Raw genomic sequence first — 19,973 nt, forward strand, 5'->3', positions numbered from 1 at the left:
TCCATGAAAGTAATGATTCTCGCAGCGGGGCGCGGCGAACGGATGCGCCCCCTGACCGACGCCATCCCGAAGCCCCTGCTGCCGGTCGGCGGCAAGCCGCTGATTGCCTGGCATCTGGAACGACTGGCGCGCGCCGGGTTGCGCGAAGTGGTGATCAATCACGCGCATCTCGGCGCGCAGATCGAAGCGGCGCTTGGCGACGGCGCGCGCTGGGGCCTGTCGATCCGCTATTCGCCGGAACCCGAAGGCGCACTGGAAACCGCGGGAGGCATCGCCAACGCACTGCCTTTGCTGGGGGAGGACGCACCGTTTCTGGTGGTCAACGGCGACATCTGGTGCGACTGGGATGTCTCGCGAGCCGCCGCCGCGCTGGCGGCGACGGATCTCGCCCATCTGGTGCTGGTGCCGAATCCGCCGCATCATCCCCGAGGCGATTTTTCGCTGGCGGAGGACCGGGTGGGCACCGGTATCGACATCAAGACCGGCAGTGGCGCGCGGGTCTGCACCTTCTCCGGCATCGGCATCTATCGCCCGCAGCTATTCGCGGAAATCCGGCGCGGCCAGCCGGCTAAGCTGGCGCCCCTGCTGCGTGCCGCCATGGATGCAAGGCGTGCCTCCGGGGAATTGCATGCCGGCCAGTGGGTCGATGTCGGCACGCCGCAGCGGCTGGCCGAACTGGATGCGGAACTCCGGTAGCCGTCCCACGGAGGGTGGGACGCCGGCGCGCGCCCCACAAGGGGATACCGTCCCTGCGGGACATAAAGCGGAAACCCCGGCGTGCAAAGCACCGTCCCCGATGCAGGAGCACGGGGACATATAATCGCCCGATGGATACATCGTCCTCCCGAATGGGGAACTCTTTCGAGGCGTGCCGCCAGCGCCGACTCGCATTGATCGATCGCATGACGCGTGGCGGCGGCGGTGTCGCGCTCGTTCCCACTTCACCGGAACAGGCGCGCAATCGCGACACGCACTACCCCTATCGCGCCGACAGCTACTTTCAGTACCTGACCGGTTTCACCGAGCCCGAAGCGGTGCTGGTGATTGTCGTCGGCCGCGGCGATACGTCACCGCAGGCTATCCTGTTCTGTCGCGAGAAGAACCTGGAGCGTGAAATCTGGGATGGATTTCGCCACGGCCCGGACGGCGCCCGCGAAATGTTCGGCCTCGATGCCGCCCATGCCATCGGCGAACTGGAGGGCAAGCTGCCCGAACTGCTGGCCGATCAGCCGGTGCTGTGGTTTTCGATCGGACACGATGCCGGCTGGGATCAGCGGATCGCCGCCGCGCTGAACAAGGTGCGCGGCGAGAGCCGGACCGGCAAGCGGGCGCCGTCCGCGATCCGCGATGTGCGTGCCGAACTGGATGCCATGCGCCTGGTCAAGGACGCCACCGAGCTCGCCACCATGCGCCGCGCCGCGGATATTTCCACTGCCGCCCACATGCGCGCCATGCGTTTCGTCGCGCCGGGACGCTTCGAGTACGAAGTCGAGGCAGAATTGCTGCACGAGTTTCGGCGGCAGGGTTGCGAGTATCCCGCCTACACCTCGATCGTTGCCGGCGGCGCGAATGCCTGCGTATTGCATTACGTCGGCAACGACCAGATCCTGAGGGACGGCGACCTGCTGCTGATCGATGCCGGCGGCGAACTCGGCGGCTATGCCTCCGACATCACGCGCTGTTTCCCGGTCAACGGCCGTTTCAGCGGGCCGCAAGCCGATATCTACGACATGGTGCTCGACGCGCAGGCGGCGGCGATTGCGGCGGTACGACCCGGCGCCACCTTTGCCGATCCGCACGAGGCGGCGCTGAAGGTGCTGGCCCAGGGCATGGTAGACCTCAAGCTGCTGCCGGGATCGCGCGATGCCGTGATCGAATCGGAAAGCTACAAGCGTTTCTACATGCACCGCACCAGCCACTGGCTGGGCAAGGATGTGCACGATGCCGGTGAATACAAGGAAGGCGAGCACTGGGCGCCGCTGGTGCCGGGCATGGTGCTGACCATCGAACCCGGTTGCTACATCCGGCCGGCGGAAGACGTACCCGAGGCCTTCTGGAACATCGGCGTGCGCATCGAGGACGATGCGGTGGTGACGGCCGGCGGCTGCGAAATAATTACCGTAGCCGCGCCGAAGAAAATCGCCGACATCGAAGCGCTGATGCGGGACGCCCGTGGCGGCTGAAGCAAGCCAGGCTGTCGCGATAGTCGGCGGCGGGCCCGCCGGCATGGCCCTGGCGCTGGCATTGAAGCTCCACGGCGTCACCGCAGAAATCTTCGAGGCCCGCGAACGTGCTGTTGTTAGCCGCGACGCTCGCGTGCTGGCCTTGTCCGATGGCGCGCGGCAGATACTCGAATGGCTCGGCGTCTGGTCCGGGCTTGCCGCAACATCCATCGATGCCATACATATCTCGCAGCGCGGCGGCTTTGGCCGCACGCTGTTGCGGGCGACCGAGCTCGACCTGAAAAACCTCGGCTGGGTGCTCCCGGCCAGTGATCTGATCGCGGCGCTCGACGCGGCCGTGAGCGCCGCCGGGATTGTCTACCGTGAGCGAACAAGAGTCGGCGCTGGCGAGACGGCAATGTTTCCGCTGACGGCCTATGCCGAGGGTGCTGTTGAAGCCGGCGCCGGCGAGATGCGTGACTACGGGCAGCACGCCGTGCTGTGCAGCGTGAGCGTGGCGGCACCGCATCGCAATGTTGCCTGGGAACGTTTCACCAGCGATGGCCCGGTCGCGCTGTTGCCGCTCGGTGACCGCTACGCCGTGGTGTTGACCTGTGCGGACGAAACCGTTGCGGACGTCAAGGCGCTCGACGATGCGGCCTTCCTCGCCCTGTTGCAGCAGCGTTTCGGCACGCGCCTGCGCTTCACCGCCGCAAGTCCGCGCACTGCCTATCCGCTCGGACTGCGCTATCGTCCCGACCCGGTGGGCGAACGCCAGGTCTGGCTCGGCAATGCCGCGCAAACTTTGCATCCGGTCGCTGGGCAGGGCTTCAATCTCGGTTTGCGCGACATCTGGGAACTGGCGCAGTCCCTTGGGGCGGCGACCGATCCCGGCGCACCGGAAGTGCTGGCCGCCTATGCGCGCGGCCGCCAGGTCGACCGGCGCGGGGCGATCGCCTTCACCGATCTGCTGATCGACGGCTTTGCCTCGGGTTTCCCGCCCTTGAAGCATGCGCGCGGCGCCGGTCTGCTGGCGCTGGACTTGTTGCCGCCGCTGCGAGCATTTGTGGCGAAGCGCATGATTTATGGTGCCAGGGCATGGCCCTGATTTTTATTGGCTTCAATAAATAGCCTCGATTGCCGCCGTCGCGCTTTGCGCTAAAATCGCGCCCTTCCCAACCGCATCTTTCTTTCCGACATGGACTTCCTCGGTTTTCAGTTGCGCAACAACCTGTTTGTCGCGCCCATGGCCGGGGTCACGGATCGTCCTTTTCGCCAGCTGTGCAAAAAGCTTGGCGCCGGGCTTGCGGTATCCGAAATGGTGACATCAAATTCCCTGCTCTATGGCAGCGCCAAGACGCGTCGCCGTGCCGACCACGAAGGCGAGGTCGATCCGATTTCGGTGCAGATCGCCGGCGCCGATCCGGCGATGATGGCGCAGGCAGCGAAGTACAACGCCGACAACGGCGCGCAGATCATCGACATCAACATGGGCTGCCCGGCCAAGAAGATCTGCAACGTCATGGCCGGCTCGGCCCTGATGCAGAACGAGCCGCTGGTGGCGAAAATCCTGGAAGCGGTGGTTGCCGCCGTGCCCGACACGCCGGTGACGCTGAAGTTTCGCACCGGCTGGAATCGCGACAATCGCAACGCGCCGCGCATCGCCCGCATCGCCGAGGACTCCGGCATCCGCGCCATTGCCATCCATGGCCGCACGCGCGCCGACCAGTATCAGGGTTGCGCGGAATACGACACCATTGCCCTGGTCAAGTCGCAAGTGAAGATTCCGGTGATCGCCAACGGCGACATCAACTCGCCGCAGAAAGCCCGCTACGTGCTCGATTACACCGGTGCCGACGGCGTCATGATCGGCCGCGCGGCGCAGGGGCGGCCCTGGCTGTTCCGCGAGATCGAACACTTCCTGGCAAGCGGCGAAGAACTGCCGCCACCGCGGGTAGCGGAAATCCACGACATCCTGCGCGGCCATCTTGCCGATCTGTATGCGTTCTACGGCGAGCTGACCGGCGTGCGCATTGCGCGCAAGCACATCAGCTGGTACACCAAGGGCCTGGTCGGCGCCGCGCATTTCCGGCACGCCATGAACCAGTTGCAGAGCGTGCACGAACAGCTCGCCGCCACCGACGAATTCTTCCTGGGGCACGCCGCCGCCAACGAGCGTTTGCGCTATGAAGAGCCCCTTCTTGAAATGAGGGCCGCATGAGCGAAATAAACGACTGTGTCCGGCGGACCCTCAATCGCTACTTCCGCGATCTCGACGGCCAGGCGCCGCATGCCATTTACGGCATGGTATTGAAATGCGTCGAGCGGCCGATGCTGGAAGTGGTGATGAAACAGGCGGACGGCAACCAGACGGTCGCCGCCGACATGCTCGGTATCAGCCGCGGCACCTTGCGCCGCATGCTGGTCGAACACGAATTGCTTTAACGCTCATGGCACCAGGCACCACTCGCCGAAGATGAAACACGCGAAAAGCCAATTATTCGCCCGCCCCCCTTCCCCCCTCGCGGGGGGTTACCGTTCGGCGCGCTGCGCGCGTTTATCACAGGGGACTCCGTACAAAGTATTTCACGTTAATTTCCCGAGGTCTCCATGAAGGTCACACAAGCGCTGCTAAGCGTTTCCGACAAGCGCGGCACGGTCGATTTTGCTCGCGGTCTTGCCCAACTCGGCATCAAGCTGCTGTCCACCGGCGGCACCGCCAAGCTGCTGCGCGATGCCGGGCTCGACGTCACCGACGTCTCCGATTACACCGGCTTTCCCGAGATGCTCGACGGCCGCGTCAAGACCCTGCACCCCAAGGTGCATGGCGGCATCCTCGGCATTCGCGGCAACGCCGAGCATGAGGCGACGATGGTCAAGCACGGCATCCCGGCCATCGACCTGGTCGTGGTGAACCTCTATCCCTTCCGCGAGACCGTCGCCAAGCCCGGCTGCTCGCTCGACGACGCCATCGAGAACATCGACATCGGCGGCCCGACCATGGTCCGCGCCGCGGCGAAGAACCACGGCAACGAACAGGGCGGCGTCGGCGTGGTCACCGATCCCGAGGACTATGCAGCTATCCTCGACGAACTCAAGTCCGGCGGCGCGCTGTCATACAAGACGCGGTTCGCGCTGGCGAAAAAGGCTTTCACCCATACCGCGCGTTACGACTCGGCGATTTCCAACTGGCTGACTTCGCTCGACGAACAGAACAAGCCCGGCGCATTCCCCGAAAGACTGCAACTGGCCTTCGACAAGGTCGACACCATGCGCTACGGCGAGAACCCGCACCAGCAGGCGGCGTTCTACCGCGAGCCGGTGCCGGTCCCCGGCAGCATTGCCAGCTATCAGCAACTGCAGGGCAAGGAACTCAGCTACAACAACATCGGTGACGCCGACGCGGCCTGGGAATGCGTCAAGGCCTTCGATGGCGAGATTGCCTGCGTCATCGTCAAGCACGCCAACCCGTGCGGCGTGGCGATCGCCGGCTCGGCGCTGGAGGCGTATCGCAAGGCCTTCAAGACCGATCCGACCTCGGCCTTCGGCGGCATCATCTCCTTCAACTGCGCGATCGACAAGGCCACCGCCGAAGCCGTGGCCGGACAGTTCGCCGAAGTCATCATCGCTCCCGAGATCACCAGCGATGCGCGCGCCGTGTTTGCCGCCAAGCAGAACCTGCGCGTGCTGATCGTGCCGATGGGCAAAGCCAGCGGGCTGATGGATTACAAGCGCGTCGGTGGCGGCCTGCTGGTGCAAAGCGCCGACGAGGCGCGCATCACGCCGGCGGACATCAAGGTGGTGACCAGGCGTGCGCCGACCGCGACCGAGATGAGCGACCTGCTGTTCGCCTGGCGCGTTGCCAAGTACGTCAAGTCGAATGCCATCGTGTACTGCAAGGACGCCATGACCGTCGGCGTCGGCGCCGGCCAGATGAGCCGCGTCGACTCCGCCCGCATCGCCGCGATCAAGGCCGAGAACAACGGCCTTACGGTGGCCGGTTCGGTGGTCGCGTCGGACGCCTTCTTCCCCTTCCGCGACGGCCTCGACGTCTTGGCCAAGGCCGGTGCGACAGCGGTGATCCAGCCCGGCGGCTCGGTGCGCGATGCCGAAGTCATCGCCGCCGCAGACGAGCAGAATCTGGCGATGGTATTTACGGGTTTCCGCCACTTCCGTCACTGAGCCATGAGAATCCTCGTAGTCGGTTCCGGCGGACGCGAACACGCACTGGCCTGGCGCCTCGCGCAGGCTCCCGGGATGCAGAAGGTCTATGTCGCGCCGGGCAATGCCGGCACGGCACGCGAGCAGGAACTGGAGAATCTTCCGCTCAGCGACATCAACGAACTGGCCGACTGGGCCCAGCGCGAAAAGGTGCATGCCACCGTGGTGGGGCCCGAGGCGCCGCTGGCGGCCGGCATCGTTGATGTCTTCCGCGCCCGCAACCTGCGCATCTTCGGGCCGACCAAGGCCGCGGCGCAGCTGGAAAGTTCCAAGGATTTTGCCAAGCGCTTCATGACGCGGCACAAGATCCCGACGGCGAAGTTCCAGACCTTCGCCGACAGCAAGGCCGCTCATGCCTACATCGGTGCCGAGGGCGCGCCCATCGTCATCAAGGCCGACGGGCTGGCCGCCGGCAAGGGCGTCGTGGTGGCGATGGGCGTCCGCGAAGCCCATGCCGCCGTGGACATGATGCTGGCCGACAACAAGCTCGGCGATGCTGGCGCCCGTGTCGTCATCGAGGAATTCCTTGATGGCGAGGAAGCCAGTTTCATCGTCATGGCCGACGGCCATCACGCCCTGCCGCTGGCCACCAGCCAGGACCACAAGCGGCTCAAGGATGGCGATCAGGGTCCGAATACCGGGGGCATGGGTGCCTATTCGCCGGCACCGGTGGTGACGCCGGAGATTCACGCGCGCGTCATGCGCGAAGTGATCATGCCGACCATCAACGGCATGGCGGCGGACGGCATCGTCTACACCGGGTTCCTCTATGCGGGTCTGATGATCAAGCCCGACGGCGGCCTGCGCGTGCTCGAATTCAACTGCCGCATGGGCGACCCGGAAACCCAGCCGATCATGATGCGGCTGAAGAGCAATCTGGTCGAACTGGTGGATGCCGCCATCGACGGTCGCCTCAACGAAGTCGAAGCAGAGTGGGATCGCCGCGTCGCCCTTGGTGTGGTGATGGCCGCCGCGAACTATCCCGATGCCCCGCGCAAGGGCGACGTGATTCACGGCCTGCCGGCGCCGACCGAGGACAGCCACGTATTCCATGCCGGCACGGCACAGACCGACGGCGAGGTGGTGACGGCGGGCGGGCGCGTGCTCTGCGTCACGGCGCTGGGCGACAACGTCAAGGTGGCGCAGAAGCGCGCCTACGAAGTGCTCGACCCGATCAGTTTCGACGGCATGCAATGTCGTCGCGATATCGGCTTTCGCGCCATCAAGCGCTGAGACAATGATCCTCCCTCCAGCCACGCTCGGCATGCTCGGCGGCGGCCAGTTGGGCCGCTTCTTCGTCATCGCCGCCCACGAACTGGGCTACCGCGTCGTCGTCCTCGATCCCGACGCGCAGAGTCCCGCCGGGCGCATTGCCGACCAGCATCTGGTGGCCGCCTACGACGATCCCGATGCGCTGAACCGGATGGCCGAGTCCTGTGCCGCGGTGACCACCGAATTCGAAAATGTGCCGGCGGGCAGCCTGGCCTATCTGTCGAAATTCCTTCCGGTGCGTCCGAGTGCCGAGGCCGTCGCCATCAGCCAGAATCGTAGCGCGGAAAAAGGCTTTCTCAAGCAGCACGGCTTTCCTCACGCCCCCTACACGGATGTGCGCAGCGAAGCCGACATCGCGCAGGCCAACGCGGGCTTGTTTCCCGGCATCCTCAAGGTGGCCCGCTTCGGCTACGACGGCAAGGGGCAGGTGCGGGTACAGAACCGCGAAGAAGCGCTGCTCGCCTTCCGCCAGTTGAAGCACGAGCCCTGCGTGCTCGAACAAATGCTGCCGCTCGATTACGAAGTCTCGGTGGTGCTGACGCGTGATGCGGCCGGCGTGGTGAAGTGTTTCCCCACTGCCGAGAACAGCCACCGCCACGGCATCCTCGATGTGTCGATCGTGCCGGCGCGCACCTCGGGCTGTGTTGCCGGCAATGCACAGGAGATCGCCGAGGGCATCGCACAGAAAATGGATTATGTCGGCACCCTGGCGGTCGAGTTCTTCATCGTGCGCGGCCAGCTCTTCGTCAACGAAATGGCGCCGCGGCCGCACAACTCGGGGCATTACACGATCGATGCCTGCGTCACCAACCAGTTCGAGCAGCAGGTGCGGGCGCTCACCGGCCTGCCGCTGGGCGAGGCGCGCGCGCATTCGGCCGCGGTGATGGTGAATCTGCTCGGCGATCTGTGGTACCTGAAGGACCCCCATCACAGCCACGAACCCGACTGGGCGAAGCTGCTCGCGGTGCCGAATCTGAAGCTGCATCTCTACGGCAAGCACCACGCCAGGCCGGGGCGCAAGATGGGCCATTTCACCGTGATCGGCAGCGATGCGCAGAAAGTGCAGGAGTCGGCGCTGGCGGCACGGCGATTGATCGGCATTCAGGATGACTGAGCTGGCTCGCGCAGTCGCCTTGCTGCGCGCCGGCGAACTGGTCGCCTTTCCCACCGAGACCGTTTATGGCCTTGGCGCCGATGCGAGCAATCCGCAGGCCATTGCCAAAATATTTGCGGCCAAGGGCCGGCCCGCCGATCATCCGCTGATCGTCCATTTGCCCGACGCCTCGCATCTCGAACGCTGGGCTGTCGACATTCCCGATACGGCCCGAAAACTCGCCGCCGCATTTTGGCCGGGCCCCCTGACGCTGATCCTCAAGCGCCACCCTTCGGTGTCCGATGCCATCACCGGCGGCCAGGACACGGTCGGCCTGCGCGTGCCGAACCATCCGCTGGCCCTGCAATTGCTGTGCGAATTCGGTGGCGCGAATGGTGGTGGATTGGCCGCGCCCTCGGCCAATCGCTTCGGCCATGTCAGCCCGACCACGGCGGCGCATGTGCGCGAGGAGTTCGGCGATGCCGTGGCGATGATCCTCGATGGCGGCCCCTGCGACGTCGGCATCGAATCCACCATCCTCGATCTCTCCGGCAGCGAACTGCGGATACTGCGCCCCGGCATGATTGATGCGGCCGACATCGGCGCGGTCCTGGGGCGTGCTCCGGAATTCGGCGGTACGCAGAACGCGCCGCGCGTCTCCGGCAGCCTCGAAGCGCACTATGCGCCGCGCACGCCCTTGCAGCTGGTGGCCGCGGAAGCGCTTGCGGAAACCGCGCGCCAGGCACTCGACACCGGCCGGCGCGTTGCCGTACTGGCCAACCAGCCGCTCGCCTTCAGCCACGACAAGCTCGTCTGGCGTTCCGCCAGCGCCGACCCGGCGCAGTTCGCCCACGATCTGTATGCCCGGCTGCGCGAACTCGATGGCATCGGCTGCGATCTGCTCCTGGTTGCCGCCCCGTCCGCCGAAGAAGCCTGGCGAGCCGTGGCAGACAGATTGCGGCGCGCTGCGGCGGGATCGAAATAGGGGTGAAACATTACTGTCATCAGGCCCTAAAGTTTTTGCGCGGCGGCCGATAATTTTCCTGAAGGGGCGGGTTTTCCGCCCGCAGGAGATGACTATGGCTGCCAACGAGCGCAACGGCTCACGTTCGGGAAAGGCTGGACATGATTCGGCGCGGTCAGGCCGCATGATCGGATCGGCAGTGAATACCGCCATCAATCACGGTTTTGTGGTCGGACGCGAAGTGCTGGTCGGCAGCATCCCGGGCATCGTGGTCGGCTACAACATCGCCAGCTTCGGCCAGTTCATCGGCAACATCTATCCCCTGGTGATACGCACTGCCCTGGGTGTCACCAAATGCAGCATGGACGAGGTGAGTCTGGCCTGACACCAGCCCGCAGAGCTCTGCATGCCGGAGAAAGCGCTTCGCGCGCCGGCAAAGCGGAATTCCCGGCGCACAAGGCGTGCCCGCTTCCCTAGCGCTACCCCGGTTGCTATAATTTGCCCCACGCAATGGGGGTGTAGCTCAGTTGGGAGAGCGCGACGTTCGCAACGTCGAGGCCAGCGGTTCGATCCCGCTCACCTCCACCATTTTGCTGCCGTGCATCGCCGGCAGCAGCTGCGCCCGGCGGAATTCCACTTGTTGCATCCGGCGTCAGGTCTTGACGAACAGCGTTACCAGCGGATGCTCGCCCACCTGGCAACTCCAGTGACCGTGTATCTTCGGGTCGAAGGTCGCGCCTGCGGGCAGCAGGTCGGCCGAGAAGAAGTGATCGCCGGCCCTGAAGTTGCGACTGCTGCCGTCTTGCAGGCCGATTTTCATTTCGCCGCCGAGCACGAACAGCCATTGCGGCTCCGTGGTGCAATGGAACTGGCTGCGAAAGCCGACGGGGCTTTGGCGCAGTTGGCAACCGGTGGCCGGCAGCACCGCCGACAGCATCGCCTGGGGCGTACCTTCGTTTAGCGCAAGCTGTTCCTCGCGGAATTTCGCCCGGCCGTCGCTGTCGGTATAGAGGATCACCTTGGTGAAAGTGGACATGGTCGGTCTCCCATTGTTCTGCGCAGCCTGGACTCGGCCGCCCTCGTGCTGGCGACACGGAAAATGAAAAGGGCCTGCATTTCTGCAGACCCTTTTCTGGTACTGGCGCGCCCGGAGAGATTCGAACTCCCTACCCCTTGGTTCGTAGCCAAGTACTCTATCCAGATGAGCTACGGGCGCTTGAGAGGGCCGGATTATACCGAAGAAAACGGCGAAGACAAGATGGAAGCGATGCGCAGACGGCCGAGCCGGGCGGCTGGGCCTTACTTGTTCTGCGCCGCGCGTACCCGTCGCGCCAGTTCCCTCACCTGCTCTGCCGAGGCCTCGCCCGGCCCCTTGTCCTTGAACAAGAGCCAGAGCAGGGCGCCATTGATGATGACCAGCGCGACCTCGATATAGAGAATGGGCGCCACCAGTTGTCGCTGGGAGTTGTCGGCAAGGACGAAATAGAAACCCTCGAAGGTCGGCAGGGCGGCCTTGGTGATCGATCCGAAGAACTCGAAGGGGGGGAACAGGAGCACCAGCACCAGATTGATCGCCATCAGCACCAGAACGATTCTTTGCCTGCGATTGCCACCCGGATTCAGGGTTTTCCGCACCGGCGGGTCGCGCAGCAACAACAGGGCGATACAGGCATTGATCAGGACGACGATGATCTCGAGCGCGAGGAAGTTCGCGTTGACGATCCGGTTCGGATGGGAGCCGAAAGCAAAGTAGAAGCCGTCGAAAGTGGGTATGCCGCCGCGCTGCAACGAGGCGTAATCGAAGGGCGGGAACAACAGAAGCAACACGAGGTTGGCGACTGCGACCATCAGTGCGATGCGTTGTGCATTGTTCATGGCGCTTCCACTGCGGGCTCGAACGGCCCTTCTCTCCGTGCTTTGCAGACCGTCATAGGGTAGTCGAGAACAGATGCCGGCGCAATTGTCTGGAGCGAGGCAGATCGCGTATAAACTTCCGTCTGTTCAGTGAATAAGAGGCGGGGGAATGAAAGGAATTCTGTGGACTTTGCTCGGCTGCGGTGCGGCGTGCTCGGTTTTCGCGCAGGAGATCAGCCTGCGTCACGATCTCGACGGCAAGGCGCTGGATACACTGGCGACCCTGGTGCTGCGTTTCAACGACGAGCTGAAGGGCAAGGGCAAGGTGGTGCTGCAGGACGCCCGGGGGCTGGAAAACAGGCATGTATTGCCGCATCTGGCCCTGCTCGATCCCGACGACAGCATGGAGTTGTTCGGCACCCGGCCGCGTTTCCGCGCCCTGCATGAAGTCATGCGTGAAGCCGGGCAGAAACTCGATGCCGGGCAGTTTTATCCGCAGGTGGCCGATGCGGTAGATGATGCCAGCGGGCGCATCCAGGCGCTGCCGCTGGCCCTTGCGCTGCCGGTGTTGTTCACCAATCGCGACGCCTTGCGCAAGGCCGGTGTCGATCCCGAGAAGCCGGGCAAGACCTGGTGGGAATTGCAGAAAACCGCAGGCGAGATTTACGACAAGGGCGGCAAGTGTCCGCTGACCACGGCGCGCTTCGCCTGGGTGCATTCCGAGAACATTTCGTCGCAGGCCGGCGAGGCGGTGATGGGCAAGGCGGGCAAGGTGGACAAGGTGCTGGTCAATGGCATGGTCAACGTCAAGCATCTTGCGCTTCTGGCGAGCTGGCAGAAGAGCCGCTACTTCCATTACTCGGGGCCGGGACGCGAAGGCAACCGGCGCTTTCTCAGCGGCGAGTGCGCGATGCTGACCGGTGAATCATCGCTGTATGCCGAAGCCAAACGTGCCGGCATCGATGTCGGCGTTGCGCCCCTGCCGCACTACGACGATGTGTATGCGGCCAAGCCGGCCGACGTGCTGCCCGACGGCGCCGGGCTGTGGGTGCTGGCCGGGCACAAAAAAGATGAATACAAGCTGGCGGCGCGCTTCATGAGCTTTCTGCTGCGGCCCGATGTGCAAAGGGAGTGGGTACACGCCACCAGCTATTTGCCGATGACGCCGGGAGCGGTGGCGGCACTGCGCGACTCGGGCATTCCCAACCATCTGCTCGATGCGGCGCAAAAGCGTTTGTCGGTGTCGAAGAAGGGCAGCACGCGGGTCAAGCACGGGCCGATCCGCGATCGCCTGCACGAGTTCCTCGGCGAAGAAGTGGCCTTTGTCTGGACCACCGATCGGGCGGCCAAGGAGGCCCTCGACAACACGGTACGGCGGGTCAATGAGGCGATAGCCCCCTCGCCGGCGCCAGCCAGGGCGGTGGCCGCTTCGCGCAAGTGATGGGCTACCCGCGCATCATCGCGCATCGTTGCGGCGGTGCGCTGGCCCCGGAGAACACCCTGGCGGGTTTGCGACTCGCGGCGCGTCTGGGATGTCGCGGGGTGGAGTTCGATGCCATGCTGGCGGCCGATGGCGTGCCGGTGCTGATCCATGACGAGACGCTCGAACGCACCACCTCGGGACAGGGGCGGGTGGCCGACATGGACTCGGCCCGGTTGATCCGGCTCGATGCCGGCATCCGGCACCATGCCGCTTTCGCCGTGGAGCCGGTGCCGACTCTCGATGCAGCCCTGCAACTGTGCGCCGCGCTGGGTTTGTGGGCCAATGTCGAAATCAAGCCTGCCGTCGGACACGAGGCCGCGACCGGCCGCGTGGTGGCCCGCCATGCGGCGGCGGGAGGCGGTCGACTGGTCTTGTCTTCCTTCTCCGAGACGGCCCTGCGGGCGGCGGCGGCGGAAGCGCCCCAGTTGCCGCGCGCCCTGCTGGTCGAGGTGATTCCGGCCGACTGGCGCGAGCGCTTGGCCGGCCTCGGCGCGATGGCCTTGCATTGTTCGGCGCGAGGCTTGACCGCCGGGGTCGCCGCAGCGGTTCGCGCCGAGGGGTTTCCGCTGGCCTGTTACACGATCAATCGCCGCGACGAGGCCGAGCGCTTGTTTGCCATGGGCGTGAGCGCGGTCTTTTCCGACCGCCCCGATCTCTGGGCGCTAGAGGAAATGTAAGCGCGGCTAACAGTCGCTTACATTTCACGTGTCAACATCGACGGGTATCTGGCGTTATTCTGCGCATGGGGCTGTCCCATTCCAAACACGAGGAGCAACACATGAAACGCACATCCAGTCTGCTGGTCGCTGTCCTTGCCGCTTTTGCCCTGCCGGTTCTGGCGCAAACCGCACCGGCGAAGGACCCGGCCGCCACGCCCGGCATCGACAAACGCCAGGCCAATCAGCAACAGCGCATCGACCAGGGCGTCAAGTCCGGCGAACTGACCGCCAAGGAAGCCGCCCGTCTGGAAAAAGGCCAGGAACGCGTCCAGAGGATGGAAGACAAGGCCAAGGCCGACGGCGTCGTCACGAAGCAGGAACGTGCGCGCCTTCAGCAAGCCGAGAATGTCCAAAGCCGGCACATTGCCAAGGAAAAGCACGACCGCCAGCGTGACCGCAATCACGACGGCAAGAAGGATCGCCCGGCACGCAACAAGTAAGGCCGCCGCGTTCCGTCAAGCCCGCCTTCGCGCGGGCTTTTTATGTCTGCGGCGCCCAGCCGCAGACGGTGCCTTGCACGCCTGGTATTCCGCTTCGCGGGCAGGCGTCCCTTGGTGGGATAAGTCCGTTTGGTTCGCGTAAAATCGCGGTTTCCTGTTCCAGCCAGCATTTCCCGCCATGAAAAGCTCCGAAATCCGCCAAGCTTTCCTCGATTTTTTTGCCTCGAAAGGCCACCAGGTGGTGGCCTCCAGTTCGCTGGTGCCGCACGAGGATCCGACCCTGTTGTTCACCAACGCCGGGATGAACCAGTTCAAGGATGTCTTCCTCGGCTTCGACAAGCGCAGCTACACCCGTGCCGCGAGTTCGCAGAAATGCGTGCGCGCCGGCGGCAAGCACAACGATCTGGAAAACGTTGGCTACACGGCGCGGCACCACACCTTTTTCGAGATGCTGGGTAACTTCAGCTTCGGCGACTACTTCAAGCGCGATGCCATCAAGTACGCCTGGGAACTGCTGGTCGATGTCTTCAAACTCCCCGCAGACAAGCTCTGGGTCACGGTGTATGCGGAGGACGACGAGGCCTACGACATCTGGACCAAGGAGATCGGCGTGCCGCAGGATCGCGTGATCCGCATCGGCGACAACAAGGGCGCGCGCTATGCATCCGACAACTTCTGGATGATGGGCGACACCGGCCCCTGCGGTCCCTGCACCGAAATTTTCTACGACCACGGCGAGCACATCTGGGGCGGCCCGCCGGGCAGCGAGGACGAAGACGGCGACCGCTACATCGAAATCTGGAACAACGTCTTCATGCAGTTCAACCGCGACGAGGCGGGCATCATGCATCCGCTGCCCAAGCCCTCGGTGGATACCGGCATGGGCCTGGAACGCATATCGGCGGTGCTGCAGCATGTGCATGCCAACTACGAAATCGATTTATTCCAGGCGCTGATCGCCGCCGCCGCGCGCGAGACCTCGGGTGCCGACATGGACAGCCCGAGCCTGCGTGTGCTGGCCGACCACATCCGCGCCTGTTCCTTCCTGATCGCCGACGGCGTGATTCCCGGCAACGAAGGGCGCGGCTATGTCCTGCGCCGCATCATCCGCCGCGCCATCCGCCACGGCTGGAAGCTCGGCGCGCGCAGCGCCTTCTTCCACAAGATGGTGCCCGACCTGGTGACGGAAATGGGCGCGGCCTATCCCGAACTCGCCAGCGGCAAGCAGCGCGTGATGGACGTGTTGAAGCAGGAGGAAGACCGCTTCTTCGCTACCATCGAGCACGGCATGGCGATCCTCGAAGCCGAGCTGGAACTGATGGAAAAGACCGGCGTGATGCAGTTCAACGGCGAGACCGCGTTCAAGCTGCACGACACCTACGGCTTTCCGCTCGACCTGACGGCCGACATCTGCCGCGAACGGCAGATTGTGGTCGACAGCGCCGCCTTCGATGCCGCCATGACGCGGCAGAAGGAACAGGCGCGCGCCGCCGGCAAGTTCAAGATGGCCGCCAACCTCGACTACGACGGTCCGGCTACCACCTTCCACGGCTACGAGACGCTGGAAGCCAAAGGCAACATCCTCGCCCTTTACAAGGACGGCACGGCGGTCAATGAACTGGTCGAAGGCGAGCTCGGCGTGGTGGTGCTCGACGACACGCCCTTCTATGCCGAATCCGGCGGCCAGGTCGGCGACGTCGGCGAATTGCGCTCGGTGCACGGCATCTTCGCCGTGGAAGACACGCAGAAGATCCAGGCCAGCGTCTTCGGCCATCATGGCGTGGTACGCACCGGCACCCTGAAAGTCGGCGGTGGCGTCACGGCGAAAGTAGACACCCTGGCGCGTGCCCGTACCATCCGTCATCACTCGGCGACGCACCTGATGCACAAGGCGCTGCGCGAAGTGCTGGGCCCGCACGTGCAACAGAAGGGCTCGCAGGTCGATCCCGACAAGACGCGCTTCGACTTCGCCCATACCCAGCCGGTCACGGCCGAGGAGATACTCCGCATCGAGCGCATCGTCAATGACGAAGTCATCGCTAATGCGGCGACCGATGCGTCGGTGATGGACCTCGAAAGCGCGCAGAAAACCGGCGCCATGATGCTGTTCGGCGAGAAGTACGGCGACGAAGTGCGCGTGTTGACGATCGGTTCGTCGAAGGAACTCTGCGGCGGCACGCATGTGGCGCGCACCGGCGACATCGGCCTGTTCAAGATCGTCATGGAAGCCGGCGTCGCGGCCGGCGTACGCCGCATCGAGGCGGTCTGTGGCGACGTCGCGGTGGCGAAAGTGCAGCAGCAGCAGGCGCTGCTCGATGCCGTCGCCGCCGAACTCAAGGCGCAGCCGGCAGAAGCCGCCGCGCGCGTGGCGCAGATTCAGGACAACGTGAAGGCGCTGGAAAAGGAACTCGCGCGCCTCAAGTCGAAGCTCGCCGCTTCGCAGGGCGACGACCTGCTGAGCCAAGCGGTCGACGTCAAGGGCGTCAAGGTGCTTGCCGCGATTCTCGAAGGCGCCGATGCCACGGCGCTGCGCGAGACCCTGGACAAACTCAAGGACAAATTGAAGAGCGCGGCGATCGTGCTAGCCAGTACCGGCGAAGGCAAGGTCAGCTTGATCGCCGGCGTCACTGCCGATCTCACGAGCAAGCTCAAGGCCGGCGAACTGGTCAACTTCGTTGCGCAGCAGGTGGGCGGCAAGGGCGGCGGCCGGCCCGACATGGCGCAGGCTGGTGGTACGCAGCCGGCGGCCGTACCGGCGGCGCTGGCGTCAGTGAAAGGCTGGGTGGAAGCCAGGCTGTAGAAAAGTCGGCGCTGGCGGAACGGCGAATTTCAGACCAGCGACAGCTGCGCGCTGGAATCACCGGTCGTCCGCACCCGCGCGTAATCGAGCAGTTCGGCCAGCCGTCCGCCCTTGCTGCGCCAATCGTGAAACATCACTTCGCCGAGCAGCACATAGCGCCACTCGCGTTGATCCCGATGCTCGGGCGCCAGTTCGTTGATGCGCTCGCACCATGCGGTGGCGGCCTTCAGCTTGCGTTGCACGTTCGGGTGAGTGGTTTGTTGCTGGGCCTTGGTCTCCACCAGATAGATTGCCTTTTCCGCCCACACCAGAAAATCCGGTGAGTAGAAAGCCGGCAGGCCGTCTTCCTTGACGTAGCGCAACCGGGCGAAATCATGACGGGTTTCGCTGATCTTGCAGAACGCAGCCACGCTGCTGTCCGCCTGGGCCCATTCCATGAATGCCCGCTCCAGCCCGCCGCTGCGCGTAGGATAGGGCAGACGCTCGTAGATGCACTTGCCGACCGGCAGCGAGGCGCTCTCGCGCATGGTCAGTTTGGCCACATCCGAAAGTCGCCGCGGATGCACTTCGGTTTCGCCCTGCCAGTTGCGCTGCTCGGATTCCACCAACGCCAGCGCGAATTTTTCGGTGATGTGATCGACCACTGGCTGCAACAATAGCAAGCGCCAGTTTTCATCGGCCATCGGATCAAAGGGCTCGCCGAACAGCCGTTCGAGAATGTAGTGTTCCAGCCATCCCGTGAGTTCTGCCGTATTTACCTGCATGTAGGGATTGGCGTGATGATCCGCGACCTTGCGCCCTCTCGGTAGCGGCTGACTCAGGGCTTGACCGATCCGACGGGTGAGGCGCGCCAGATAGTCGTTGTAACCGCCGACGTTCATCACCGCCCCCTCGACCCTGTAATCGCCGAACAGGGTGGTGCTCTGCAAGTCCTGGGAGACAAAGGTATCGCCCTTGCCCAGCATGCGCGAAAGTTCCGCGCGGCCTATCGCGGTAAAGGTCGGCAACGCCATGACATCCAGCCGCTGATGATCGAGTGTCTCCTCGGCTTCGCGCAGGATGAAGGGAATGGCGAAATCGAACTCTTCGTAGCCGTCGCGCAGGCCGACCGTGATCATGTCGCCGGCGCTGCTGGCGTTGTCGCTTTCCTCGCTGGTCGTGCCAGCCAGGCCTTCCTCCATCAACTCTTTGTAGAAAGACTGGAAAGCCGGGTGTTCGACGATGGAGAGGATGTCGATCAGGCTCGCCGGTTCCTTGCCGGCATTGATGCGCTCCCGGTTTTCGTGCCTGATGTCGGCGTAGTCGTCCTCGCGCCACATCAGGCGCAGGCCGCGGCCGATGGTCTGCTCCAGCAGAATCTGCGCCTGACTCGAACGCAACGGCACGATGACGCAGATGTTGTTGACGTCGAAGCCTTCGCGCAGCATCAGCACGCTGACGATCACGCGCGGCGTTGCATGGCGATCCACGTCGAACAACCGCTCGCGAACCGGCGCCCATTCCTTTTCGCCCAGTTCTGCCTTGCGGCCCGAGTCGATGGTCATCACTTCATCATCAGTCAGGCCTTCGTTACGCATGAATTGCGTCACCAAGGGAGAGACCGACGTGTCCTCGCAGACCACCAGCATCTTCGGATGCCGCGCCGGGTCAAGCGCAGAAAAATCTGCTTCCAGCTTCTTAAGCTTTTGCAGGCCGGCGCGCAGCATCACGCGCTGGCCTTCGGCCAAGGTCGGATTACCATCCGCGTCTCGTTCGGCCTTGAACTCCAAAGGCAAAGCGCCGATCTCCTTGCGCCGGTCGAGCACCAGCGACTTGACCAGTCCGGCGCGCATGGCGGCCTTGAGATCGAAGTCCACCACGATGTGCGGGAAATAGACCTTGCGCTTGTTTTTTCCCGCTCCGACATCGTTGTAGGGCGTAGCCGAAAAATCGACCTGCACGAAGCCGCGCCCTTTTTTCTCGGCGATGCGCGACAGGCTCTTCTGCCACTCGACTTCGCTGGCCTCGCCCTCTTTCTTCACTTCATGGATGTGATGGGCCTCGTCGTTGAAGACCATCAGCGCCGGTAGCGCGGCCAGGTAGTCGAGAATACCGCCGCGCGCATAGCGCCGATCCAGCATCTCCAGGCTGTTGCCAGCCGACTTGCCCGGCGCCAGCGGCAGCACTTCGGCGATCACCCGTTGCGGATCGGCCGGCGCGCCCGGTGCATCGACTTCCGGCTCGGGCTCCTCCTCGCCTTCCACCAGCGCATGCCAGTTGGTGACGGCGATCAGGCCGTTGCCCGTGGCCTTGAGACCGATTTCATCCTTGATGCAGAGATTGCCGCGCACGAAGCCGAACACCAGTTCCCGTTCGCCTTCGGGAATGAACAGCTCCGCGTAGCGCGCCACGTCGGAACTGGAAAAATCCCGCTCGCCATCCTTCTGCTTGCCGCGCAAGGCATCCAGCAAACGCTCATAGACGATCAGGCCCGGCGCCACAATCAGGAAATGGCGCGTGAAGCGCGGATCGTCGATTCCTTCCGCCTGCGCCGCTGTCCTGTTGAGCAGCGACCAGACCATCAGTGCCTGCATTACCCAGGTCTTGCCGGTGCCGGTCGCCATTTTCAGGCAGTACTTCGGATGGCCGTGTTTGGCCTGCAATACCTCGGCCAGTCGGCCGCCGGTCAGGAGCGCATCCGGCGCCGCCGCGCGGTAGAGAGTCGCCAGATCGGCCGCATTCAGCACCTCGTGCGCGACGATGGCGTTCAGAATCGCCTGTCGCTGCCCAGCGTGAAAATTGAACGGTCGCGTCGCGCAGATGTCGGCCAGAAACCACCAGCGCAGCAGTTCCGCCGTGGTCGGCGTCACCAGGTCGTAAATATCGGCGACGCCGTCTTCAAGACCGATGCAAAGCTGGTTTGTCTTGGCCGTCAGACCGGCGGCAAGGGCCAGCGGATTTTCTGCCTTGCTCATGCGGATCGGCC

Annotated in this window: 17 protein-coding genes and 2 tRNA genes; 15 read left to right on the forward strand and 4 right to left on the reverse strand. The window is 64.2% G+C overall.

Annotated features, from left to right (window positions below):
• The first annotated feature begins 3 nt into the window (after positions 1 to 3).
• From murU to SUTH_RS03955, 11 genes are all read left to right on the forward strand, one after another.
• Positions 4 to 696 (forward strand): N-acetylmuramate alpha-1-phosphate uridylyltransferase MurU, encoded by a 693-nt coding sequence (murU, locus tag SUTH_RS03905; RefSeq protein WP_041101622.1) that lies wholly within the window; start codon positions 4 to 6, stop codon positions 694 to 696.
• A 152-nt stretch (positions 697 to 848) separates the two neighbouring features.
• Positions 849 to 2,183 carry an aminopeptidase P N-terminal domain-containing protein gene (locus SUTH_RS03910; RefSeq protein WP_041097243.1) on the forward strand — a complete coding sequence of 445 codons (1,335 nt, stop codon included), beginning with the start codon at positions 849 to 851 and terminating at the stop codon, positions 2,181 to 2,183.
• Positions 2,173 to 3,270 carry an FAD-dependent monooxygenase gene (locus SUTH_RS03915; RefSeq protein WP_041097245.1) on the forward strand — a complete coding sequence of 366 codons (1,098 nt, stop codon included), beginning with the start codon at positions 2,173 to 2,175 and terminating at the stop codon, positions 3,268 to 3,270. The genes SUTH_RS03910 and SUTH_RS03915 overlap by 11 nt, the downstream gene beginning before the upstream one ends.
• 90 nt (positions 3,271 to 3,360) lie before the next feature.
• Entirely contained in the window at positions 3,361 to 4,383 is a 1,023-nt protein-coding gene (dusB, locus tag SUTH_RS03920) for a tRNA dihydrouridine synthase DusB (RefSeq protein ID WP_041097247.1), read from the forward strand.
• Entirely contained in the window at positions 4,380 to 4,607 is a 228-nt protein-coding gene (locus SUTH_RS03925; protein WP_041097248.1) for a helix-turn-helix domain-containing protein, read from the forward strand. The genes dusB and SUTH_RS03925 overlap by 4 nt, the downstream gene beginning before the upstream one ends.
• Before the next feature lie 165 nt (positions 4,608 to 4,772).
• Positions 4,773 to 6,344 (forward strand): bifunctional phosphoribosylaminoimidazolecarboxamide formyltransferase/IMP cyclohydrolase, encoded by a 1,572-nt coding sequence (gene purH / locus SUTH_RS03930; protein WP_041097250.1) that lies wholly within the window; start codon positions 4,773 to 4,775, stop codon positions 6,342 to 6,344.
• A gap of 3 nt (positions 6,345 to 6,347) precedes the next feature.
• Complete coding sequence (purD, locus tag SUTH_RS03935; RefSeq protein ID WP_041097252.1) at positions 6,348 to 7,616, forward strand: phosphoribosylamine--glycine ligase; 1,269 nt, start codon at positions 6,348 to 6,350, stop codon at positions 7,614 to 7,616.
• Positions 7,617 to 7,620: 4 nt separating this feature from the next.
• Positions 7,621 to 8,769 (forward strand): 5-(carboxyamino)imidazole ribonucleotide synthase, encoded by a 1,149-nt coding sequence (locus SUTH_RS03940; RefSeq protein WP_041097254.1) that lies wholly within the window; start codon positions 7,621 to 7,623, stop codon positions 8,767 to 8,769.
• Positions 8,762 to 9,733 carry an L-threonylcarbamoyladenylate synthase gene (locus SUTH_RS03945; RefSeq protein ID WP_041097256.1) on the forward strand — a complete coding sequence of 324 codons (972 nt, stop codon included), beginning with the start codon at positions 8,762 to 8,764 and terminating at the stop codon, positions 9,731 to 9,733. Before SUTH_RS03940 ends, SUTH_RS03945 begins: the two co-directional genes overlap by 8 nt.
• Before the next feature lie 94 nt (positions 9,734 to 9,827).
• The gene (locus SUTH_RS03950) at positions 9,828 to 10,097 is read left to right on the forward strand and encodes a hypothetical protein (RefSeq protein WP_197539645.1); all 270 of its coding nucleotides are present in this window, start codon (positions 9,828 to 9,830) and stop codon (positions 10,095 to 10,097) included.
• A 127-nt stretch (positions 10,098 to 10,224) separates the two neighbouring features.
• Positions 10,225 to 10,300 (forward strand) — tRNA-Ala (locus SUTH_RS03955).
• Between the two features lie 64 nt (positions 10,301 to 10,364).
• On the opposite strand, the gene SUTH_RS03960 is transcribed toward SUTH_RS03955, so the two are convergent.
• From SUTH_RS03960 to SUTH_RS03970, 3 genes are all read right to left on the reverse strand, one after another.
• Positions 10,365 to 10,748 (reverse strand): cupin domain-containing protein, encoded by a 384-nt coding sequence (locus SUTH_RS03960; protein WP_041097260.1) that lies wholly within the window; start codon positions 10,746 to 10,748, stop codon positions 10,365 to 10,367.
• 103 nt (positions 10,749 to 10,851) lie between these two features.
• Positions 10,852 to 10,928: transfer RNA gene (locus SUTH_RS03965), tRNA-Arg, on the reverse strand.
• Positions 10,929 to 11,011: 83 nt separating this feature from the next.
• The gene (locus tag SUTH_RS03970) at positions 11,012 to 11,587 is read right to left on the reverse strand and encodes a hypothetical protein (RefSeq protein ID WP_041097261.1); all 576 of its coding nucleotides are present in this window, start codon (positions 11,585 to 11,587) and stop codon (positions 11,012 to 11,014) included.
• A 148-nt stretch (positions 11,588 to 11,735) separates the two neighbouring features.
• Here SUTH_RS03970 and SUTH_RS03975 point away from each other — a divergent pair, with 148 nt between their 5' ends.
• From SUTH_RS03975 to alaS, 4 genes are all read left to right on the forward strand, one after another.
• On the forward strand, positions 11,736 to 13,007 hold the full coding sequence (locus SUTH_RS03975; protein WP_052473195.1) for an extracellular solute-binding protein: 1,272 nt from the start codon (positions 11,736 to 11,738) through the stop codon (positions 13,005 to 13,007).
• Positions 13,007 to 13,726, forward strand: a complete 720-nt coding sequence (ugpQ, locus tag SUTH_RS03980) for a glycerophosphodiester phosphodiesterase (protein WP_041097263.1) — start codon at positions 13,007 to 13,009, stop codon at positions 13,724 to 13,726. The genes SUTH_RS03975 and ugpQ overlap by 1 nt, the downstream gene beginning before the upstream one ends.
• Before the next feature lie 101 nt (positions 13,727 to 13,827).
• A complete protein-coding gene (locus SUTH_RS03985; protein ID WP_041101626.1) occupies positions 13,828 to 14,208 on the forward strand; it encodes a hypothetical protein in 381 nt (126 codons plus the stop codon).
• A gap of 178 nt (positions 14,209 to 14,386) precedes the next feature.
• The gene (gene alaS / locus SUTH_RS03990) at positions 14,387 to 17,008 is read left to right on the forward strand and encodes an alanine--tRNA ligase (protein ID WP_041097265.1); all 2,622 of its coding nucleotides are present in this window, start codon (positions 14,387 to 14,389) and stop codon (positions 17,006 to 17,008) included.
• Between the two features lie 29 nt (positions 17,009 to 17,037).
• Here alaS and SUTH_RS03995 read toward each other — a convergent pair whose 3' ends face one another.
• Entirely contained in the window at positions 17,038 to 19,962 is a 2,925-nt protein-coding gene (locus SUTH_RS03995; protein ID WP_041097267.1) for a DEAD/DEAH box helicase family protein, read from the reverse strand.
• Positions 19,963 to 19,973: the final 11 nt, after the last annotated feature.

Origin of the sequence: Sulfuritalea hydrogenivorans sk43H (assembly GCF_000828635.1) — a bacterium.
Lineage (GTDB): Bacteria > Pseudomonadota > Gammaproteobacteria > Burkholderiales > Rhodocyclaceae > Sulfuritalea > Sulfuritalea hydrogenivorans.

What these genes read in the sequence shown, in the direction of transcription:
- SUTH_RS03970 (WP_041097261.1), bottom strand. Translation starts at nt 11,587, where the DNA reads ATGAACAATGCACAACGCATCGCACTGATGGTCGCAGTCGCCAACCTC.
- SUTH_RS03925 (WP_041097248.1), top strand. Translation starts at nt 4,380, where the DNA reads ATGAGCGAAATAAACGACTGTGTCCGGCGGACCCTCAATCGCTACTTC.
- SUTH_RS03985 (WP_041101626.1), top strand. Translation starts at nt 13,828, where the DNA reads ATGAAACGCACATCCAGTCTGCTGGTCGCTGTCCTTGCCGCTTTTGCC.
- dusB (WP_041097247.1), top strand. Translation starts at nt 3,361, where the DNA reads ATGGACTTCCTCGGTTTTCAGTTGCGCAACAACCTGTTTGTCGCGCCC.
- purH (WP_041097250.1), top strand. Translation starts at nt 4,773, where the DNA reads ATGAAGGTCACACAAGCGCTGCTAAGCGTTTCCGACAAGCGCGGCACG.
- SUTH_RS03960 (WP_041097260.1), bottom strand. Translation starts at nt 10,748, where the DNA reads ATGTCCACTTTCACCAAGGTGATCCTCTATACCGACAGCGACGGCCGG.
- SUTH_RS03995 (WP_041097267.1), bottom strand. Translation starts at nt 19,962, where the DNA reads ATGAGCAAGGCAGAAAATCCGCTGGCCCTTGCCGCCGGTCTGACGGCC.
- SUTH_RS03940 (WP_041097254.1), top strand. Translation starts at nt 7,621, where the DNA reads ATGATCCTCCCTCCAGCCACGCTCGGCATGCTCGGCGGCGGCCAGTTG.
- alaS (WP_041097265.1), top strand. Translation starts at nt 14,387, where the DNA reads ATGAAAAGCTCCGAAATCCGCCAAGCTTTCCTCGATTTTTTTGCCTCG.
- purD (WP_041097252.1), top strand. Translation starts at nt 6,348, where the DNA reads ATGAGAATCCTCGTAGTCGGTTCCGGCGGACGCGAACACGCACTGGCC.
- SUTH_RS03910 (WP_041097243.1), top strand. Translation starts at nt 849, where the DNA reads ATGGGGAACTCTTTCGAGGCGTGCCGCCAGCGCCGACTCGCATTGATC.
- murU (WP_041101622.1), top strand. Translation starts at nt 4, where the DNA reads ATGAAAGTAATGATTCTCGCAGCGGGGCGCGGCGAACGGATGCGCCCC.
- SUTH_RS03950 (WP_197539645.1), top strand. Translation starts at nt 9,828, where the DNA reads ATGGCTGCCAACGAGCGCAACGGCTCACGTTCGGGAAAGGCTGGACAT.
- SUTH_RS03975 (WP_052473195.1), top strand. Translation starts at nt 11,736, where the DNA reads ATGAAAGGAATTCTGTGGACTTTGCTCGGCTGCGGTGCGGCGTGCTCG.
- SUTH_RS03945 (WP_041097256.1), top strand. Translation starts at nt 8,762, where the DNA reads ATGACTGAGCTGGCTCGCGCAGTCGCCTTGCTGCGCGCCGGCGAACTG.
- ugpQ (WP_041097263.1), top strand. Translation starts at nt 13,007, where the DNA reads ATGGGCTACCCGCGCATCATCGCGCATCGTTGCGGCGGTGCGCTGGCC.